The organism is Streptomyces sp. NPDC045695 (genome assembly GCF_056432025.1).
Genome location: NZ_JBWKJU010000001.1, coordinates 138,474 through 154,403, shown reverse-complemented (window position 1 = coordinate 154,403; position 15,930 = coordinate 138,474). Strand labels below are relative to the sequence as shown.

Sequence of the window (15,930 nt, the reverse complement as noted above, 5' to 3'; positions counted from 1 at the left end):
TGGCGCTGGTCTTGATCGAGCTCATGGGAACCCTCCTTGTTTCGTTCCGGTGGACGGCCGCTCGGACACCCCGGGAGGCGCAGTAACGTTCCGTCACTTGGGTGATGACACAGTGGCGTGATTCGGGTGCACGGGCAATGATCGGGTCCATTCAACGGACCGGCCGGTGAACGGGGCGGCAACAAAGTCCTGTTGCCGAGCTGGTACGAACGGGGAATTCCGGGACCACCCGACCGGTGGTCCCGGCGTGAGAGGGGGACCGCTCATGGCCAGATCCGGCACAGAGGGGCGGGGAGTACTCGAGGGTGCCTTCGCGCTCATGGAAGCACTCGCTCAGGGCGACGAAGTCGGGCTGACCCGCCTGGCGGCCGACGCCGAACTACCGAAGGCCACAGCGCACCGCCTGCTCGGCCAGTTGGTCTCGCTCGGCGCGGTGCAGAGCGAGGAGGGCCGCTACCGGCTCGGGCCGAGGACGTTCCGCCTCGGGCAGGCGTGGCACCCCGCACGGGTCCTGCGCTCGGCCTCGGCGCGACCGCTGCGCGAACTGGCGTCGGCAGCCGGGAGGTTGAGCTTCAGCCTGTCGGTGTCCGAGGCGGGGCACACGATCATCGTCGGCGGTCTGCGGGGAGAGGTGGACGAGGTCTTCCCGCTGCGCTCCGGCGCGGTGCTCCCGCCGGGGAGCGCGGCCGAGCTGGTCCTCGCGGCGTCCGCGCCGGTGGCGGAGCCGCCCGCGGGCTGGGGGAAGGGCGAGTGGGCGCGCGAGGCGGCGCGGGCCCGGGAACGGGGCCTCGCCTTCGAGTACGGCCGGTGCGTGAGCTCGCTCTCGTGCGTGGCGGCGCCGGTGCACTCCACGTCCGGTCAGGTCGTCGCCACGGTCGCGGCAACGGCCCTGGACGGCAAGCAGATCGCTCCGCTGGGCGAGGTCGTGAGCCGGGCGGCGGCCATGATCAGCGCGAACCTCTCCCGCCTGCCGGCCCCGCCGCCACGCCCCCGCCTCCCGCACCCGGCCGTCTAGGTCCTGTCGTCAAAGTGGCGCCGGTCAGGCCCGCGGTGTCCGGTGCCGTGCATCGCAAGGCGGAGGGGCGCCCGAGTACTGGACGTACTCGGGCGCCCCGACAACGCGGCGAGGTGCGGTGCCGGACACCGCGGGCCAGGCGGGACTTTGACGACAGGGCCTAGGCGGGTGTCCGCCGGTCGCTGAGGGTGCCGGGTGGGTGTGAGGGTGCGCCTGCCACACTCGGAAGGTGCGCCCCGCGACCGGCGGTGCGGGGAAGAACGGACTTCAGCGTGTCCCGATGGACTGTGCTCGCCATACCCGTCGACGGTGTCAGCGAGATGGACCGAAACGCGCGAACGCTCGCGCAATTCGACGGCAGTACGGAGGAAGCCGTAGCGGCCCTGCTGGAGGCGGCGAACACGTACGAGCACAAGCTCTGGAAGGTGAACCGCCGCGAGATCTTCAAGTGCTCCAGCCGGTCCTACTTCCTCCGTATCCACGGCCGAATGGCCACGTACGGACTTCTGCTCCAGCTCGCCGAGCTGGTTCACGACACCGCGGAGCCCACGAGCACGTTCCCGGGCTGAAGCGGCCCACCCCGGTCACGCGGTGCCCGCGCAGCGCCAGGCCGAGGGCCTGCGTACTCACCGGCTCAGGTGTAGACGGCCGTGTCGTGCACAGCGCCGAACCGGGGGAAGATCCGTTCCACGGTGAACTCGTGCTCGTCCGCGGCGAATCCGGACATCGCGTCGGCGACGAACTCCACCTCGTAGCCGTGATCGCTCGCGGCCCGCGCGGTGGACTCCACCCCCATGGTGGTGACCAGCCCGGCGAGCACCAGGGTGTCCACGCCGCGGGCGAGCAACTGCTCGTGCAGGCCGGTGTCGTGGAACGCGCCGACCGTGCGCTTGACGACCACGAGGTCCCCGGGTCGGACCAGATCGTCCGCGAAGCCGCTGCCGGGTGGCTGCTCGGCCACGTTCGGCCGCTCCACTCGGACCAGCACCACCGGGCGGCCCTGCGCCCGGAACGCATCGGCCAGTCGGCGGCAGCGGGCCAGTACCTCCTCGCCGGTGTGAGGAGCGACGGGCAGCGCGACGATGCGGGGCATCAGGTCTATGAGGATCAGCGCGGAGGTCACGGCAGTGATCGTAACCGGGCAGTAAACGCATGGCGGTTCGAAAGCCGAGGGGCTAGGGTCACGCTCGATGATGACTCACTTCCTCAACAGATCGGGGGTCCCGTCCGCGCAAGGTGAGGCCTGATGCTCACCGAGACCGCGAACGAGGATTCCCGCCTTTCCCTCTGGCTGCGCGTGCGCGAGTTCGCCGTGCCGCCGTCCATGATCGAGACTGCGACCGCCCGCCGGCATGCCGGCGACTGGGCGGGGGCGTGCGCCGCCGCAGGCATCGACGTCGATCTCGACCTGAGAAGAACCTCACGTACCCACGGCCGGACACTCGCGGCCCGCATCCGGGCCGATCTGCGTCATCTGGCACCGGACCTGCTGCGCTGGCACATGCCGCGCATCGCTCCCGACGGGCTCCTGCGCCCGGGACTGACCGTGCCCCTGGCCCGGTACGACGCCGAGGGGCAGGACGCCGCAGGACACGACGGCGCGGGGCACGACGGCGCCGCTCCGGTGTACCTCGTGGTCCGGACCGCGCCCGCCTGGGCGGAGGCCGGTCAGCGGATCAGCCTCGCCCTGTGGGACGCGTCCCGCCCCGGCGACGGCGCGGGCCGTCATCCCCACCCCCGTCCCGACCGGCGGTTCCGCCTGGATCTGCACCGTCACCTGTGGGACGGGCGCAGGACCGGGGAGCTGCGGATCCGGTCCGGGGCCGACCGGCTGCCCGTCGGCGGCCGGATGCCGACGGATCCCGAACTGCCGGTTCCGGCGCCCTGGCAGGGCCACTGCGCCGTGGACCGGTGGGCGGCCGAGGCGCAGATCCTGCTCCGGGCCGGGGGACGGGCCGCCGGCAGTGTCACCGTACGGTTCGGGGCCCGGCAGCGGCTGGTCCTCGACCGGGCCCCCGCGGACGGCTACGGGACGCCCGTACTGCGGATCGCGGCGGCCCCCGCCGACGGCAGCGCCTCCGCGCTGCCGGTCCTGCCCGATGCGGCGACCTGGGTGCTGCCCGACCTGGAACTGATCCGTACGGGTTCGATCCGGGCCGACCGGCTGCACCCGCTGGTCGCCTCGGCCCTGGTATCGGACCACGCAGCCGGTCAGGTACCGGGTCACGCCCGGGCCGGCGCCGCTGACCCCACGCACCGGCCGGGGCAACCGCGCCTCGTGGAGTGCCGGGGAGCCCGGCACCGGATCGGTCTGGTCGACGGGGTGCTCGTCCCGCTGGACCACGACCCGGACGAGATCCGGCGCGAGGAACTCCTGGTCGCCCTGACCGGTACTCCCCTGCCCTGCCTCCAGGCCATCGACCTGGCGCACCGCCGTCCCGACTGCCTCACCGGCGTGCGCGAACGCCTCGCCCACGGCGACACCGCCGGGGCGCTGGACGTCGTCGCGGGCCTGTTGGGCCCCGACGCACTGCTGCGCCCGGGTGCTCTGCGCGATGCGCTGGAGGCGGCCGCCCACCAGCGGATCACCCACGGGCTGTTCCGGGCGGGACTGGCCGGACCGGGCCCCGGCCGCACCTACCCGGGCACGACCCGCCCCCGCGAACACCGCTCCCACCCGCGCCAGGCGATCTCCCGCTGATCCGGGGACCCCGCTCCCCCCCCTTCCCCACAACCGCCGACGACCTCCGCCGCCCCACCCTCTGACGAACCCATAGGTGATCGAACATGCCCTTGCCCACGCCCATGCCCTCCCAGCTCGACGTCGCCGGCGACCTGCTGGCCCTGCTGCGCGACACGACGACCGAACCGCGCCCCGACAGCCAACTGGAGGCCTTGACCCTGGCGGTGGCCGCCGACCTGCCCGTCCTCCTGTGGGGTGAACCGGGTATCGGCAAGACCGCGGCCCTGACCCAGCTCGCCGCGACCCTGGACCTGCCGCTGACCACGGTGATCGCCAGCGTGCACGAGCCCTCCGACTTCTCGGGGCTGCCGATCGTCGGCGACGACCCCGCCGAACAGGGTGTCCCGATGGCTCCGCCGGACTGGGCGGTGCGACTGGTCAAGGCCGGCCGGGGGCTGCTGTTCCTGGACGAACTGTCCACGGCCCCGCCGGCCGTCCAGGCCGCCCTGCTGCGCCTCGTGCTGGAGCGGCGGATCGGCGCCCTGCAGCTGCCGCCCGGGGTCCGGATCGTGGCGGCCGCCAATCCGCGCTCCTCGGCCGCGGACGGCTGGGAGCTCAGCCCGCCCCTGGCCAACCGGTTCGTGCACCTCCAGTGGACCCACGACCACGAGGTCGTCGTACGCGGTCTCGGCGGGACGTGGCCCGTGGCGACGCTGCCCCGGCTCGACCCGGGGAAACTGCCCGCGGCGGTGGACTTCGCCCGTCGTGCGGTGTGCGGGCTCCTCGCCGCCCGCCCGGCGCTCGTGCACCGGCTGCCCAGTAACGAGGCGCGCCGCGGCGGTGCCTGGCCGTCGCCGCGGAGCTGGGACATGACCGTGTGCCTGATCGCCTTCGCGACCGCGGCCGGCTCCTCCCGGGAAGTGTTGTCCTCGCTGGTCAGGGGCACCGTGGGGGACGGTCCGGGCCTGGAGCTGCTGGCGAGCATGGACCGGATGGACCTCCCGGACCCCGAGGTGCTCCTCGCCGACCCGGCGGCCGCCGTCCTGCCCGAGCGGGGGGACCTGCGCCAGGCCGTGCTCGACGGTGTGGTGGCAGCGGTCCGCGCGCGTCCCGAGAAGGCCCGCTGGGACGCGGCGTGGGCCGTGCTCGTGCGGGCGCTGGAGACCGGGGCGCCGGACCTGGTGGTCGTGCCCGCGACCACGCTCGCCTCGCTGCGCCGCCAGGACTGGGACGTTCCGGTGTCGATCGAGCGTCTCGCCGGAGCGGTCTCCCTGTCCCGGCGGGCGGACCGTTCGGCGGCCCTGGCCGCGGCCCGCACCGGGGCCACCGCGACGGCCGGCCGATGACGCGGGTCGCGACGGGGGCACTGGACCTCGACAAGCTCTTCGCCGCCCGGCTGCACGCCGCCCGGGCGCGGCCGTACCTGGCGACGGCGCTGTTCGCCCTGCACACCGTGGAGTCGCGGACGGTTCCGACGATGGCCGTCGACCGGCACTGGCGGTGCTACGTCTCACCGTCGTTCGTGGACCTGACCCCGGTGGAGGAGCTGGCCGGGGTGTGGGTGCACGAGGTGTCGCACCTGCTGCGCGACCATCACGGGCGCAGCGACCGGTTCGCGCGGGAGCACGGGCTGTCGGGGCGGGCGCAGCGCCTGCGGATGAACATCGCCGCGGACTGCGAGATCAACGACGACGTGTTCGGTGACGGGCTGGTCAAGCCCGACGGGGTGGTCGAGCCGCGCACCTTGAGGCTGGATCCGGGGCAGCTGATGGAGGACTACCTGCGCCAGTTCCAGCTGGGGCCGTGCACGCAGGGCATGGCCTGGCTGGACTGCGGCAGTGGCGCGGACGGGCTGGACCGGGAGTGGGACCTGGGACCGGACGGCGCGCACGGCCTGGACGCGCAGGAGCGGGACCTGGTGCGCTTCCGGGTGGCGCAGGGCATCACGGGCCGTCCGGGGAACGCTCCGCAGGGCTGGCGGCGGTGGGCGCAGGAGGCCTTCCAGCCGCCGCAGCCGTGGCGGGAGCTGCTGGGGGCGGCGTTGCGCTCGGCGACCTCCGGAGCCGGCGCGGGCGAGGACTACACGTACGGCCGGCCGTCGCGGCGCTCGGCCGGGGTGCCCGGCGTCGTACTGCCGAGCCTGCGGCGCACGCCGCCCCGGGTCGCCGTGGTCATCGACACCTCCGGCTCGGTCAGTGACTCCGAGCTGGGCAGCGCGCTGCACGAGGTCGCCGCGATCGCGCGGGCCGTGGGCGGGCGGCGCGACCTGGTCAGCGTGCTGCCCTGCGACGCGTCGGCCCAGGTCGTGCACCCGCTCTGCCGTGCCGAGGGCATCCCGCTGATCGGCGGCGGGGGGACGGATCTGCGCGCGGGCTTCGCCAGGGCCCTGCGCATGCGGCCGGCGCCCGATGTCGTGGTGGTCCTGACCGACGGGCAGACGCCCTGGCCCGGGGCACGACCGTCGTGCCGGACGGTGGTGGGCCTGTTCCCCCGGCTCGGCGCGGGCGGGTCGTGGGACGAGGACGACCCCGACTACGTCCCGCCCGCGCCGCCCGCCTGGGCCCGCGTGGTCGAGATCGGCTCGGCTCCCGGCCGCTGAGCCCGCGACCGCCCGGGCAACCACGCCTCGGCCCCGTGCCACCAGCGGCACGCGCCGCTCGGCCCCGGGCGCCGGACCGGCTTCAGAGCGGATCCACGTCCAGGAAGGCCGCGAAGTCGGGCGCGGCGGCACCCGGCTCCCCGGGCAGCGCCTGCTCCGCCCAGATGATCTTACTTTCGGGGGTGTACCGGGTGCCCCAGCGTTCGCTGAGCTGCGCCACGAGGAACAGTCCGCGCCCGCCCTCGTCCGTGGTGGCGGCGTACCGCAGGTGCGGGGCGTTGCTGCTGCCGTCCCACACCTCGCAGGTCAGGGTGTGGTCGTACAGCAGCCGGACCCGTACCGGCGCGCTGCCGTGGCGCAGAGCGTTGGTGATCAGTTCGCTGAGGATCAGCTCCGTGGCGAAGCCGAGCTCCGTCAGGCCCCATTCGTCGAGCTTCTTCGCCGCGAGGCTGCGGGCCGCGCCGACCGCGCTCGGCTCCATCGGTACGTCCCACTGCAGGACCCGGTCCTCGCCGAGGGTCCGCGTCCGCGCGATGAGCAGCGCCACGTCGTCCGTCGGCCGGTCCGGCAGCAGCAGGTCCAGTACGGCCCGGCAGCTCTCGTGCGGGTCCCGGTCGGGATGGCTCAGTGCCGCGCGCAGCAGCTCCAACCCTTCGCCGATGTCACGGCTGCGCTGCTCGACCAGTCCGTCCGTGTAGAGCACGAGCTGGCTGCCCTCGGCCAGGTACAGCTCCGCGGTTTCGAACGGCATGCCCCCCAGCCCCAGCGGGGGTCCGGCGGGCAGCTCCACGATCTCCGTCGTGCCGTCGGGAGCGACCACCAGGGGCGGCAGGTGCCCGGCCCGCGCCATCGTGCAGTGCTGGGACACCGGGTCGTAGACGGCGTACAGGCAGGTCGCGCCGAGGACGCCGTCGTCCGCGTCGTCACCGTCCCCCTCCCGGTCGTGGTCGATGCGCTGTACGAGGTCGTCCAGGCGGGCGAGGATCTCGTCGGGCGGCAGGTCGAGCGACGAGAAGTTGTGCACCGCGGTCCGCAGCCGCCCCATGGTGGCCGCGGCGTGCAGGCCGTGGCCCACGACGTCGCCGACGACCAGCGCGACCCGGCTGCCCGGCAGCGGGATCACGTCGAACCAGTCGCCGCCCACTCCGGACTGCGCGGGCAGGTAGAAGTGCGCGACGTCCATGGCGCTCTGCTCGGGCAGGGCCCGCGGCAGCAGGCTGCGCTGGAGCGTCACCGCCATGGCGTGCTCACGGGTGAAACGGCGGGCGTTGTCCATGCTGACCGCCGCACGGGCGACGAGTTCCTCGGCGAGGGACAGCTCGTCCTCGTCGAAGGGCTCCGGCTTCTGCGAGCGCCAGAAGTTGACCACCCCGAGGACGACGCCCCGGGCCTTGAGGGGCGCCGCGATGAGCGAGTGGATGCCGTACTCGACGATGGCCCGGGTGCGCGGCGGGTCCTGGGCGTGCCAGCCGGGCGCGTGGGCGAGGTCGGGGACCAGCTCGGCCTCGCCGGTGCCGTAGCCGCGCGCCTGCGGGGTGGAGGGAAGGAAGTCGATCAGCCGGCCGCAGGGGTAGAGCGGGTGGTCGGAGCGGATGCCGCTGACAGCGGTGCGCCGCATGTCGGCGCCCGGGCCGGGCTCCTCCCCGTGGAGCACGGGCTCCGCCAGGTCGACCGTGACGAAGTCGGCGAAGCGGGGTACGGCCACGGCGGCCAGCTCCTCGGCCGTACGCACCACGTCGAGGCTGGTGCCGATGTCGCCGCCCGCGTCGTACAGCAGCTTGAGGCGCCGGCGCGCGGTCTCGGCCCGGCTGGTGAGGATCTGCATCTCCGTGGAGTCACGGATGGTGACCGCGGCGCCCTCGGGCCGGCCCCGGGGGTGGGTGGGCCGCTGGTTCACCACGAGCAGCCGGTCCCCGGTCTCCAGCACCTCGTCGGTGGTCTCCCGGCCCGAGAGCAGCAGGTCCGCCATCCGGCGGTCCAGGCCGGGTACCGCGCCGATGTGGCGCCCCTCGGCGTCCTCCGGGAGCCCCAGGAGCCGCTTCGCCTCGTCGTTCGCGAGCAGGAGCCGCCCTTCGCCGTCGGTGATCAGCACCCCCTCGCGCACGGCGTGGAGCACCGCGTCGTGGTGCTCGTACATCCGGGTCATCTCCTGCGTGCCGAGCCCGTGGGTCTGGCGGCGCAGCCGGCGGCTGATCAGCGCCGTGCCGGCGGTGGCCAGGGCCAGGCCCGTCGCGATGGCCAGGAGGATGACGGGGAGCTGCCGGTCGACGACACCGGTCACGTTCTTCACGGTCAGGCCCGCCGACACGAGGGCGACGACGCGTCCGTCGGCCGCGGTGACCGGCACCACCGCCTGGATCTCCTTGCCGAGCGGCCCGTCCACGCTCTCGGTGTGGACGCGGCCGGCGAGCGAGGGCTCGATCGTGCCGACGAACCGTTTCCCGATACGGTCCGGCTGGGGATGGCTGTAGCGGATGCCGTGGGTGTCCATCACGACGATGAAGTCCACTCCGGCGGCCTTGCGCGTCTGTTCGGCGAGCGGTTGCAGGACGGCGGCCGGATCGGGCCTCTTGAGGGCGTCCTGCAGCCCCAGGGAGTGGGCGAAGGTCTCGGCGACGGACACCGACCGGTTGCGTGCCTCGCGCTCGATGTCGTGCCGGGACTGGAGCACGAGGGCCAGCAGGGCTCCGGCGGCGAGCAACACCACGATCGCCACCTGGAGGACGAATACCTGTCCGGCGACGCTCTTGAACCTGATGCCTAGAGGTGACCGCACCGACGTACCCGGCACGGGTGGCGAGGAAAGGTCACGAACCCAGTTGTAGCACTTCCGGGCGCCCATGGCCCCCGGCGTGCGCGCCGTATGTCCGGGCGCTTCCCCCGTGCCGCTCCGCCCCGTGTCTCCCGCTCGCCGCCTGTGCGCCCCGTTCGGCCGCCCCCCACCCCGGGAGCACGCCGTGCGGCGGGCGGCGTCACGCCGCTCCCCCGGTCCCGTTCCCGCCCGTCAGCAGCCTGGCGCGCAGTCGCTCGGCCGTCCGGTCCGACAGTTTGACCCTTTCCTCCAGATAGCCCCGTACCGACCCGTAGTGGGTCTCCAGGTCCGCGAGCACCAGCTCCATGATCACCGCGGGGGCGCGTCCGTAGCCGGGCCACTTGGGCTCCCGGCCCGGGTGGGCCGCGCGCCAGTCCCCGATCAGGCGCTCCGTGGCCAGTTCGGTGAGCGCGAAGTCGGCGAGGACCTCCTCGCGGCCGACCCCGAGCAGGGTCAGGACGAGCGCCCCGATCAGCCCGGTCCGGTCCTTGCCCGAGGCGCAGTGGAAGACCACCGGGCCGGGGGCCCCGGCGATCTGTTCCAGCACCTGGCGGATCTCCTCGGCCCCGTCCTCGGTGACCTCCGCGAACCGGTCAGCGAGGTAGCGCCAGGGGTCGACGTCCGGGTCGATGCCCGCCTGGTCGTAGGGCCGGTGCTCGATGCTCAGGTTGACGTAGTGGAACCGCTCCGCCTCGGGCACCCGCCCCTTGGCCTCGATCTCCCACGGGTAGCGCAGGTCGATCACCGTACCGACGCCCAGTTCCAGGAACCTCTCCCAGTCGGCGCCCCGCAGCTTGCCGAGCGAGTCCGACCGGTACAGCGTCCGCCAGGCCACGGTCCGGCCGTCGGCGCAGCGGTAGCCGCCCATGTCGCGGAAATTGTGCAGGCTCTCGAATGCGACGTGCCGGTTCAAAGGTGCTCCCCCATCGTTTCTCACAGTTCCTCGCCCAGCGGCAGGCGGTGCACGCCCGGCAGGTACTCGTCGAGCTCCCCCGGGGTGAACCTGGACATCCCCACGACGTGCCAGAACTCACCGGCCACGTCACCCTCGTACTTGTATCCGCCCCCCGGTGTCAGCGCCGCCCAGCCGCCCGCCATTCCCATCAGCGTCGCACGCAGCGAGGGCGGCTCCCCCTGCGCCGGGAGGTTCCAGAGCCGCACGGTCCCGTCCTCCGCTCCGCTCGCCAGGGTAGTGCCGTCCGGGGAGAACGCGAGGGCGAGCACCCGGCCGGTGTGGCCGACGAGGTCGGTGAGGTGCTCACCCGTCCCGGCGTCCCACAGGCTGACCGAGCGGTCGTCGCCCGCGGCGGCCAGCAGCGCACGGCTCGGGTGCGCTGCCGCGGCCCACAGGCGGCCGCCGCGCCCGCGCAGGCGCAGGCTCGGCTCGCCGTCCCGCCACACGATGACGCTGCCGTCCCAGCTCGCGCTGGCCAGCCACGCGCTGCGCGGGCCGTACGCGACCGCGTACACCCGGTCGGCGTGCCCGGCGGCGCCGCCGAGCTCGGCCAGCAGGTCGCCGCTCCTGGCGTCCCACACCCGTACGAAGCTGTCGTCGCAGCCGGTGGCCAGTACGTCGCCGTCCGGGCGGAAGGCGATCGAGCGGACCCTGCCCCGGTGCCGGGTGAGGGTCGAGACGGGGGATCCCGTGGGGCGGAACCACACCCGCACGGAGTCGTCGTCGTTGGCGGTGGCGAGCAGGGTGCCGTCCTTGTTGAAGGCCTCCGCCCAGACGTGTTCGGTCTCGGCGTCCAGTTCCCTGAGGTACTCGCCGGCCGCCGGGTCCCACAGGTACATGTCCCCGTCGTTGCTGGCCGTGGCCAGGAGGGGTTCGACGGGACTGAACACCGCCGAGACCAGCCGGTCGCCGCGCCCGGTGAGCTCGTCGGTGCGCCTGCCCGTGCGCGTCTCCCACAGCCGTACGACGCCGTCGTTGCCGGCGGTCGCCAGCTGGGCTCCGTCCGCGCTGAAGGCGACCCCGCTGATCCGCCGGCCGTGGCCGCGCAGGATGCGCTTGCCCTGGCCGGTGGCGGAGTCCCAGATCTGCGCGCCGCCGTCGTTGCCGACGGTGAGCAGTTGGCTGTCGCCGGGCCGGAAGGCGCAGGCCCAGGCGGTGCCGCGGTGCGCGGCCGGCTGCTGGGCGTGGAGGGTGACCGCGTATCCGTGCGGTCGCCCGGTGACCGTCCACAGCCGGACCGTGCCGTTGCTGTCGCAGGAGGCGAGGAGCCTGCCGTCGTCGCTGAACAGCACTTGGTAGACGGCGCCCGTGCCGCGTTCGAGTATGCCGGCGGGGGTGCCGACGACGGGGTCCCACAGGCGCACCTGTCCGTCGGTGTCGCCGCTGGCGAGGAGGTTTCCCTCGGGGTGGAAGTCGAGGACGTAGACGCGGCCGGTGTGCCCGGTGAACTCGTGCAGCAGCTGCGCGTCGGCCGTCCGCCAGATCCGCACCGTGCCGCCCCGCCCGTCCCCGCCCCGGTCGGCGGTGGCGAAGAGCGTGCCGTCCGGGCTGAACCTGGCCCGGTACACGGCGCCCCGGTGGCCCTCGATCTCGCGGATGCAGCGCCCGGTGGCGAGGTCCCAGAGGCGTGCCTTCGCGGCCGCGTCGCCGGTGAGCAGGACGCCCCCCGGGCCGTGGACCGCGGTGTAGACGGGCGCGACGTGCCCGGGCAGCCGGTGCACGGCCTCGCCCGTGGCCACGTCCCAGACGGTGACCAGGCCCTCGCGGTCGCCCGTGGCGAGCCGGGTGCCGGCCGGGTCGAACGAGACCGGCCACACCCCGTCGGGGTGGACGTCCAGGCGGTGGCGGCAGGCGCCGGTCACCGGGTCCCAGAGCCGTACGGTGCCGTCGGAGCCGCCGGTGGCGATGACGCCGTCCCGGAACTTCACGGCGTACACCCGCCCTTCGTGCCCCTGGAGGGTGCGCACGGCCCGGCCGTCGTCGGCGCCGCAGACCAGGATCGAGCCGTCCTCGCTGCCGACGGCGAGCAGCTCGCCGTCGGCGCTGTACGCGATGGGCTCGGGCAGCCGGCTGGTGCGCATGCCGAAGCCGTACGGGACGCCGACCGCCGACGGCCGGAACCCGGCGTCCACCGGCATCCCGGGGGCGATCGCGGCGGTCCTGAGCTCGGGCGCCGCCCGCACCGCGTCGTCCATCGTCACGTCGATGAGCGCGGCCCGGTGCCAGCGGCTGCCGGTCAGCAGGGTGCCGCGCAGGTCGGCCCGCGTCAGCCGGGCCCGGCACAGGTCGGCGCCGGTGAGGTCGGCCCCGCTCAGGTCGGCCCGGTCGAGGCGGGCGCCCGTGAGCCGGGTGCCCCGCAGCAGGGCGCCGGAGAGGTTGGCGCCGATCAGCCGGGTGTCGGTCAGATCGGCGTCGCTGAGGTCGACCCCGGAGAAGTCGCGGTGCGAGAGGTCCTCCCCGGCGAGCCCCGCACCGCGCAGATCGGCGTTGGCGGGCACCCGGAGCCGGTCGCTGATCCGCATGGCGTTGGCGCGGGCGGCGTCGTTGACGCCGCGTCCGGGCGAGTCGAGGACCTCGCGCACCCAGCGGGCGCACAGGGCGTGGTCGGCGAGGTCGCAGAAGAACTCCACCGCGAGCTGGCTCAGCGGGCGGGCGAAGAGCACGGTGTGATGCCCGCGGGCGAGCTGGTGGGCGGCCTCCCTCGCCACCAGCCATTCGATGACGGAGCCGTGGATGAACTGGAAGACGCCGTCGTCGCTGCGCACCAGCAGGCTGCCCGCCCCGACCGCCTGGGCGCGCTCGGCCGGGGAGAGCGGGGACTCGGTGAGGTCGCTGAGCGTCCCGGCCACCGCCTCGGTGAGCTCGTCGAGCCGCAGGGCGCTGCGGCCGCTCTCCCACAGCCGCCAGGCCAGCGCGGTCACCGCCGCCCACAGCTGGTCGGCGGTGAGCCCGGGCGGCGCGCCGGGTCCTCCCTGGCCGCGCCGTTCCTCGTGGTCGAGCCAGGACGTGAACACGTCCTGGTACAGCCGCGCGGCGCTGAGCGCACGGCCCGCTCCGGCGACGGCCCGCAGTTGGTCCTGGCTCAGGTCGGCGACGAAGGAGAGCAGCCGCGGATTGCGGCAGAGCATGAGGAGGTCGGGGATGTTGCGCAGGAGCTGGAAGCGCTGGTCGGCCGCGTCCTCGTCGCCGTAGCTGCGCACCAGGTACGAGCGGATCTGCGCCGGGGTGAAGCCCTCCACCGACAGGATCCGGCGCTGCGGGAGCAGTCCCACGCGCTCGCCGAGGGCGGTGAGGATCTGGGCGTGCGACTTGAAGTGCTGGGTGCGGCTGCTGACCACGATCTTGGCGTTGTCGACGGCGGCGTCGAGGAGGACCTGGAGGTGGTCGGCGGCCCGGTCGTAGCTGACCCGGTGGACCAGCTCGTCGAAGCCGTCGAAGAGCAGGACCACGCGGCCCTGCGCGAGCATGTAGCGCAGGGCCCGCAGGTCGATGGTGTCGACTCCGTGGCCGGCCAGGTGGGCGGCGACGAGGCCTTCCAGGCTGTGGGCCCGGTCGAGGGTGTTGAGCGGGATCAGCAGCGGTGTCAGGTGCGGGAGCTGCTCGGAGATGCGGCGGGCCAGCTCGCGCAGGGCGAAGGTCTTGCCGTGCCCGAAGTCGCCGAGGAGCAGGACGAACCGGCCGTGGTCGGATTCGAGGAGCTCCAGGAGTTCCTCGACGAGGCCGTCGCGTTCTCGGCCGGAGCGGCCTTGGCCGTCGGTGCGGTCGGCGTCGCGGTAGCGCTGGGGGAGGTAGAGACCCGGGGCGTACTGCTCGCTGCTGCTGAGCCGCGCGGCCTGGGCGGCGACGTAGCCTCGCAGGTCGAGCAGGCCCTGGAACTCGATGAAGCTGCGCAGCCTGACCCGTACGCCGTGGCTGACCGCCCGCTGGCGCAGGCCGCCGGCCGGCCCGTCGCCCGCGTAGACCAGGACGGCCTCGGAGCCGGGATCGGTGGCGTGCACCTGGGCGATGAAGCGGTCGAGTTCCTCTTCGGTGGGGGTGCCGGGGTGGACGGCGATGCGCTGCTGCTGCACGACGCCGTCCTCCTGCTCCCGCCAGGTGGCCATGATCTGCGCCATGTCCTCCGGTTCCCGGCGCGGGACGTCGCGCAGGCGTACGCCCTCCCTGCGCACCCGGCAGATCTCCTTCACGCGTTCGACGAGCGAGGCGGCCGGATCGTCCAGGGGCGCCCTGCCGTCCGCGGGCCCGGTGGCGATGACGGGGGGCAGCTCGGGCACGGGGAAGACCCGGCGGGTCTGCCTCCAGGCGGCGGGGAAGCGCTGGGAGGCCGCCTCGATCCGGTCCTGCCAGCGGGTGACGCCGTCCGCGGTGACCTGGAGCAGCTGGAACCTGGCGGGGCCGGCGGAGCCGAAGAGCGGCAGCTCGCCGGCGGCGCCCGGCAGATGGCCGCGGCTGGGGTCCGCGGCGAGGGTGCGCGGGCCGCCGGTGGGTCCGTGCAGCAGCAGGTGGAGCCGCGGAGCGGCCAGCCGGGCGAAGGTGTCGGCGTCCCGCAGCCCGCCGGGGCCGCCCACCGCGTCGCCCGGGCGGCGGCCGTCGGTGAGGGGATGGCGCAGCGCGCCGATGCGCAGCCAGCCCTCCTCCTCGTACCGGCGCATGGCCTCGGCGAACCAGGCGGCCTGGTCCCGGCCGATGAACCCGTACTGCTCCTCGGGGCGGTGGCTGTAGGCCATGGAGGAGTTGAAACCGGCGACGACCGTGCTCAGCTCGGGCACGGGGAAGAGGGTCCAGGGCTGATCGCTGTCGAAGACCGTGTCCAGCCCCTGGTAGAGGCCGCGGAAGAGCCGCGTGTAGTGGCGCCACTTGGGCCAGTACGGGGGCTGCGGCGCCACCTCGTCGGCCTCGCAGCTGTGGAAGTACGCGAGGCAGGCCGCCTGGTTCACGTCCTGCGCACCCGGCACCACCATCACCCGCTGGGGTGACAGGTCGAGCTGGGAGCGCAGCGCGGTGAGGAAGCTCAGGGCCTGGTCGCACTCGCGCGGGCTGCCGGACGCGGTGAGGTCCCCGGTCACCACCATCAGGTCGGGGGCGGGCGCCCCGGCGTCCCGGAGCATGATGAGGTCACCGCGGATCTGCCGGCTGAGCGAGTCGGGCTCACGGCCGCGCCCGAAGTCGGGCCCGGCCAGGTGCAGGACGGTGACGGCTTCCTGGGCGCTGCCCCCGCCGGCCCGGGAGGCCTGCGGATAGAGCGGCGCCCTGGCCGGGCGCCGGCGCCCGGACCAGCCGGGGCCGGCGAGCGCGCTCGGCTGCGGCCGGGCCGGATTGGGCTGCTCCGGGTGACGGGTGGAGCCCGAGGCGCTCCCGGGGAAGCCGGGCCTGCGGCCCGGGCGGGCGTGCCCGTCGACGGCCTGCCCGACCCGCGTCAGCAGCAGGGAACGGGCGGCGTCGGTGTCGGCCACGCCCACCAGGTCGACGTAGGTGATGGTGGCGAGCAGTCCCTCGATCGGGATCTCGTCCACCCGCACGGTCAGCAGGCGCCGCTCGGGCGACTCGGGGGAGGCGCGCAGCGCGGCCTGCCACTCCATGCGGCCGTAGGTGGAGCGTTCGTAATGACGTGACAATACGGCGATCACCGCGACCGACTCGCTGACCCCGCGGTCCATGAAGTCTATGAAGTTGGTTCCTGGTACAAAGTCCCAGGCCTGCACCACGGTGCGGTAGCCGGCTTCCTCCAGGGTCCAGGCGATCCATGCGGCCCAGGGTTCGTCTGCCGGCGAGTAACTGATGAAGAAGTCGAACTCTCTTGCAGGAGCGCCGAATTGGCCATCCGTCATCATGGGACCATGGTAGGGGCGTCCCTGCTGCGACGGCT

General features: G+C 74.0%; 9 protein-coding genes. 5 read left to right on the top strand and 4 right to left on the bottom strand.

What is annotated here, in order from left to right:
* Positions 1-319: 319 nt before the first annotated feature.
* The gene (locus tag AC07DU_RS00735) at positions 320-1,015 is read left to right on the top strand and encodes a helix-turn-helix domain-containing protein (protein ID WP_479035098.1); all 696 of its coding nucleotides are present in this window, start codon (positions 320-322) and stop codon (positions 1,013-1,015) included.
* A 272-nt stretch (positions 1,016-1,287) separates the two neighbouring features.
* On the top strand, positions 1,288-1,584 hold the full coding sequence (locus AC07DU_RS00730; protein ID WP_479036722.1) for a hypothetical protein: 297 nt from the start codon (positions 1,288-1,290) through the stop codon (positions 1,582-1,584).
* 65 nt (positions 1,585-1,649) lie between these two features.
* On the opposite strand, the gene AC07DU_RS00725 is transcribed toward AC07DU_RS00730, so the two are convergent.
* Positions 1,650-2,138: an isochorismatase family protein gene (locus AC07DU_RS00725; protein WP_479036725.1), complete on the bottom strand. Its 489-nt coding sequence runs from the start codon at positions 2,136-2,138 to the stop codon at positions 1,650-1,652.
* Between the two features lie 123 nt (positions 2,139-2,261).
* On the opposite strand from AC07DU_RS00725, the gene AC07DU_RS00720 reads away from it, so the two are divergent.
* The 3 genes from AC07DU_RS00720 (at position 2,262) to AC07DU_RS00710 (ending at position 6,297) form a co-directional block, all read left to right on the top strand.
* Entirely contained in the window at positions 2,262-3,716 is a 1,455-nt protein-coding gene (locus AC07DU_RS00720; RefSeq protein ID WP_479108820.1) for a hypothetical protein, read from the top strand.
* A gap of 86 nt (positions 3,717-3,802) precedes the next feature.
* Entirely contained in the window at positions 3,803-5,044 is a 1,242-nt protein-coding gene (locus tag AC07DU_RS00715; RefSeq protein WP_479108819.1) for an AAA family ATPase, read from the top strand.
* Entirely contained in the window at positions 5,041-6,297 is a 1,257-nt protein-coding gene (locus AC07DU_RS00710; protein ID WP_479108818.1) for a vWA domain-containing protein, read from the top strand. Before AC07DU_RS00715 ends, AC07DU_RS00710 begins: the two co-directional genes overlap by 4 nt.
* An 82-nt stretch (positions 6,298-6,379) precedes the next feature.
* Here the strand turns inward: AC07DU_RS00710 and AC07DU_RS00705 are convergent, their stop codons facing one another.
* The 3 genes from AC07DU_RS00705 to AC07DU_RS00695 all read right to left on the bottom strand — a co-directional run bounded on the left by AC07DU_RS00705 (position 6,380) and on the right by AC07DU_RS00695 (position 15,892).
* Positions 6,380-9,013: a SpoIIE family protein phosphatase gene (locus AC07DU_RS00705; RefSeq protein ID WP_479109351.1), complete on the bottom strand. Its 2,634-nt coding sequence runs from the start codon at positions 9,011-9,013 to the stop codon at positions 6,380-6,382.
* 256 nt (positions 9,014-9,269) lie between these two features.
* A complete protein-coding gene (locus AC07DU_RS00700; RefSeq protein WP_479108817.1) occupies positions 9,270-10,022 on the bottom strand; it encodes a tyrosine-protein phosphatase in 753 nt (250 codons plus the stop codon).
* A gap of 20 nt (positions 10,023-10,042) precedes the next feature.
* Positions 10,043-15,892: a WD40 domain-containing protein gene (locus tag AC07DU_RS00695; protein ID WP_479109349.1), complete on the bottom strand. Its 5,850-nt coding sequence runs from the start codon at positions 15,890-15,892 to the stop codon at positions 10,043-10,045.
* Positions 15,893-15,930 lie beyond the last annotated feature (38 nt).

Bases quoted from the DNA above. Each gene is read 5' to 3' on its own strand.
- AC07DU_RS00735 (WP_479035098.1), top strand. From the start codon at position 320: ATGGAAGCACTCGCTCAGGGCGACGAAGTCGGGCTGACCCGCCTGGCG.
- AC07DU_RS00720 (WP_479108820.1), top strand. From the start codon at position 2,262: ATGCTCACCGAGACCGCGAACGAGGATTCCCGCCTTTCCCTCTGGCTG.
- AC07DU_RS00715 (WP_479108819.1), top strand. From the start codon at position 3,803: ATGCCCTTGCCCACGCCCATGCCCTCCCAGCTCGACGTCGCCGGCGAC.
- AC07DU_RS00710 (WP_479108818.1), top strand. From the start codon at position 5,041: ATGACGCGGGTCGCGACGGGGGCACTGGACCTCGACAAGCTCTTCGCC.
- AC07DU_RS00695 (WP_479109349.1), bottom strand. From the start codon at position 15,892: ATGACGGATGGCCAATTCGGCGCTCCTGCAAGAGAGTTCGACTTCTTC.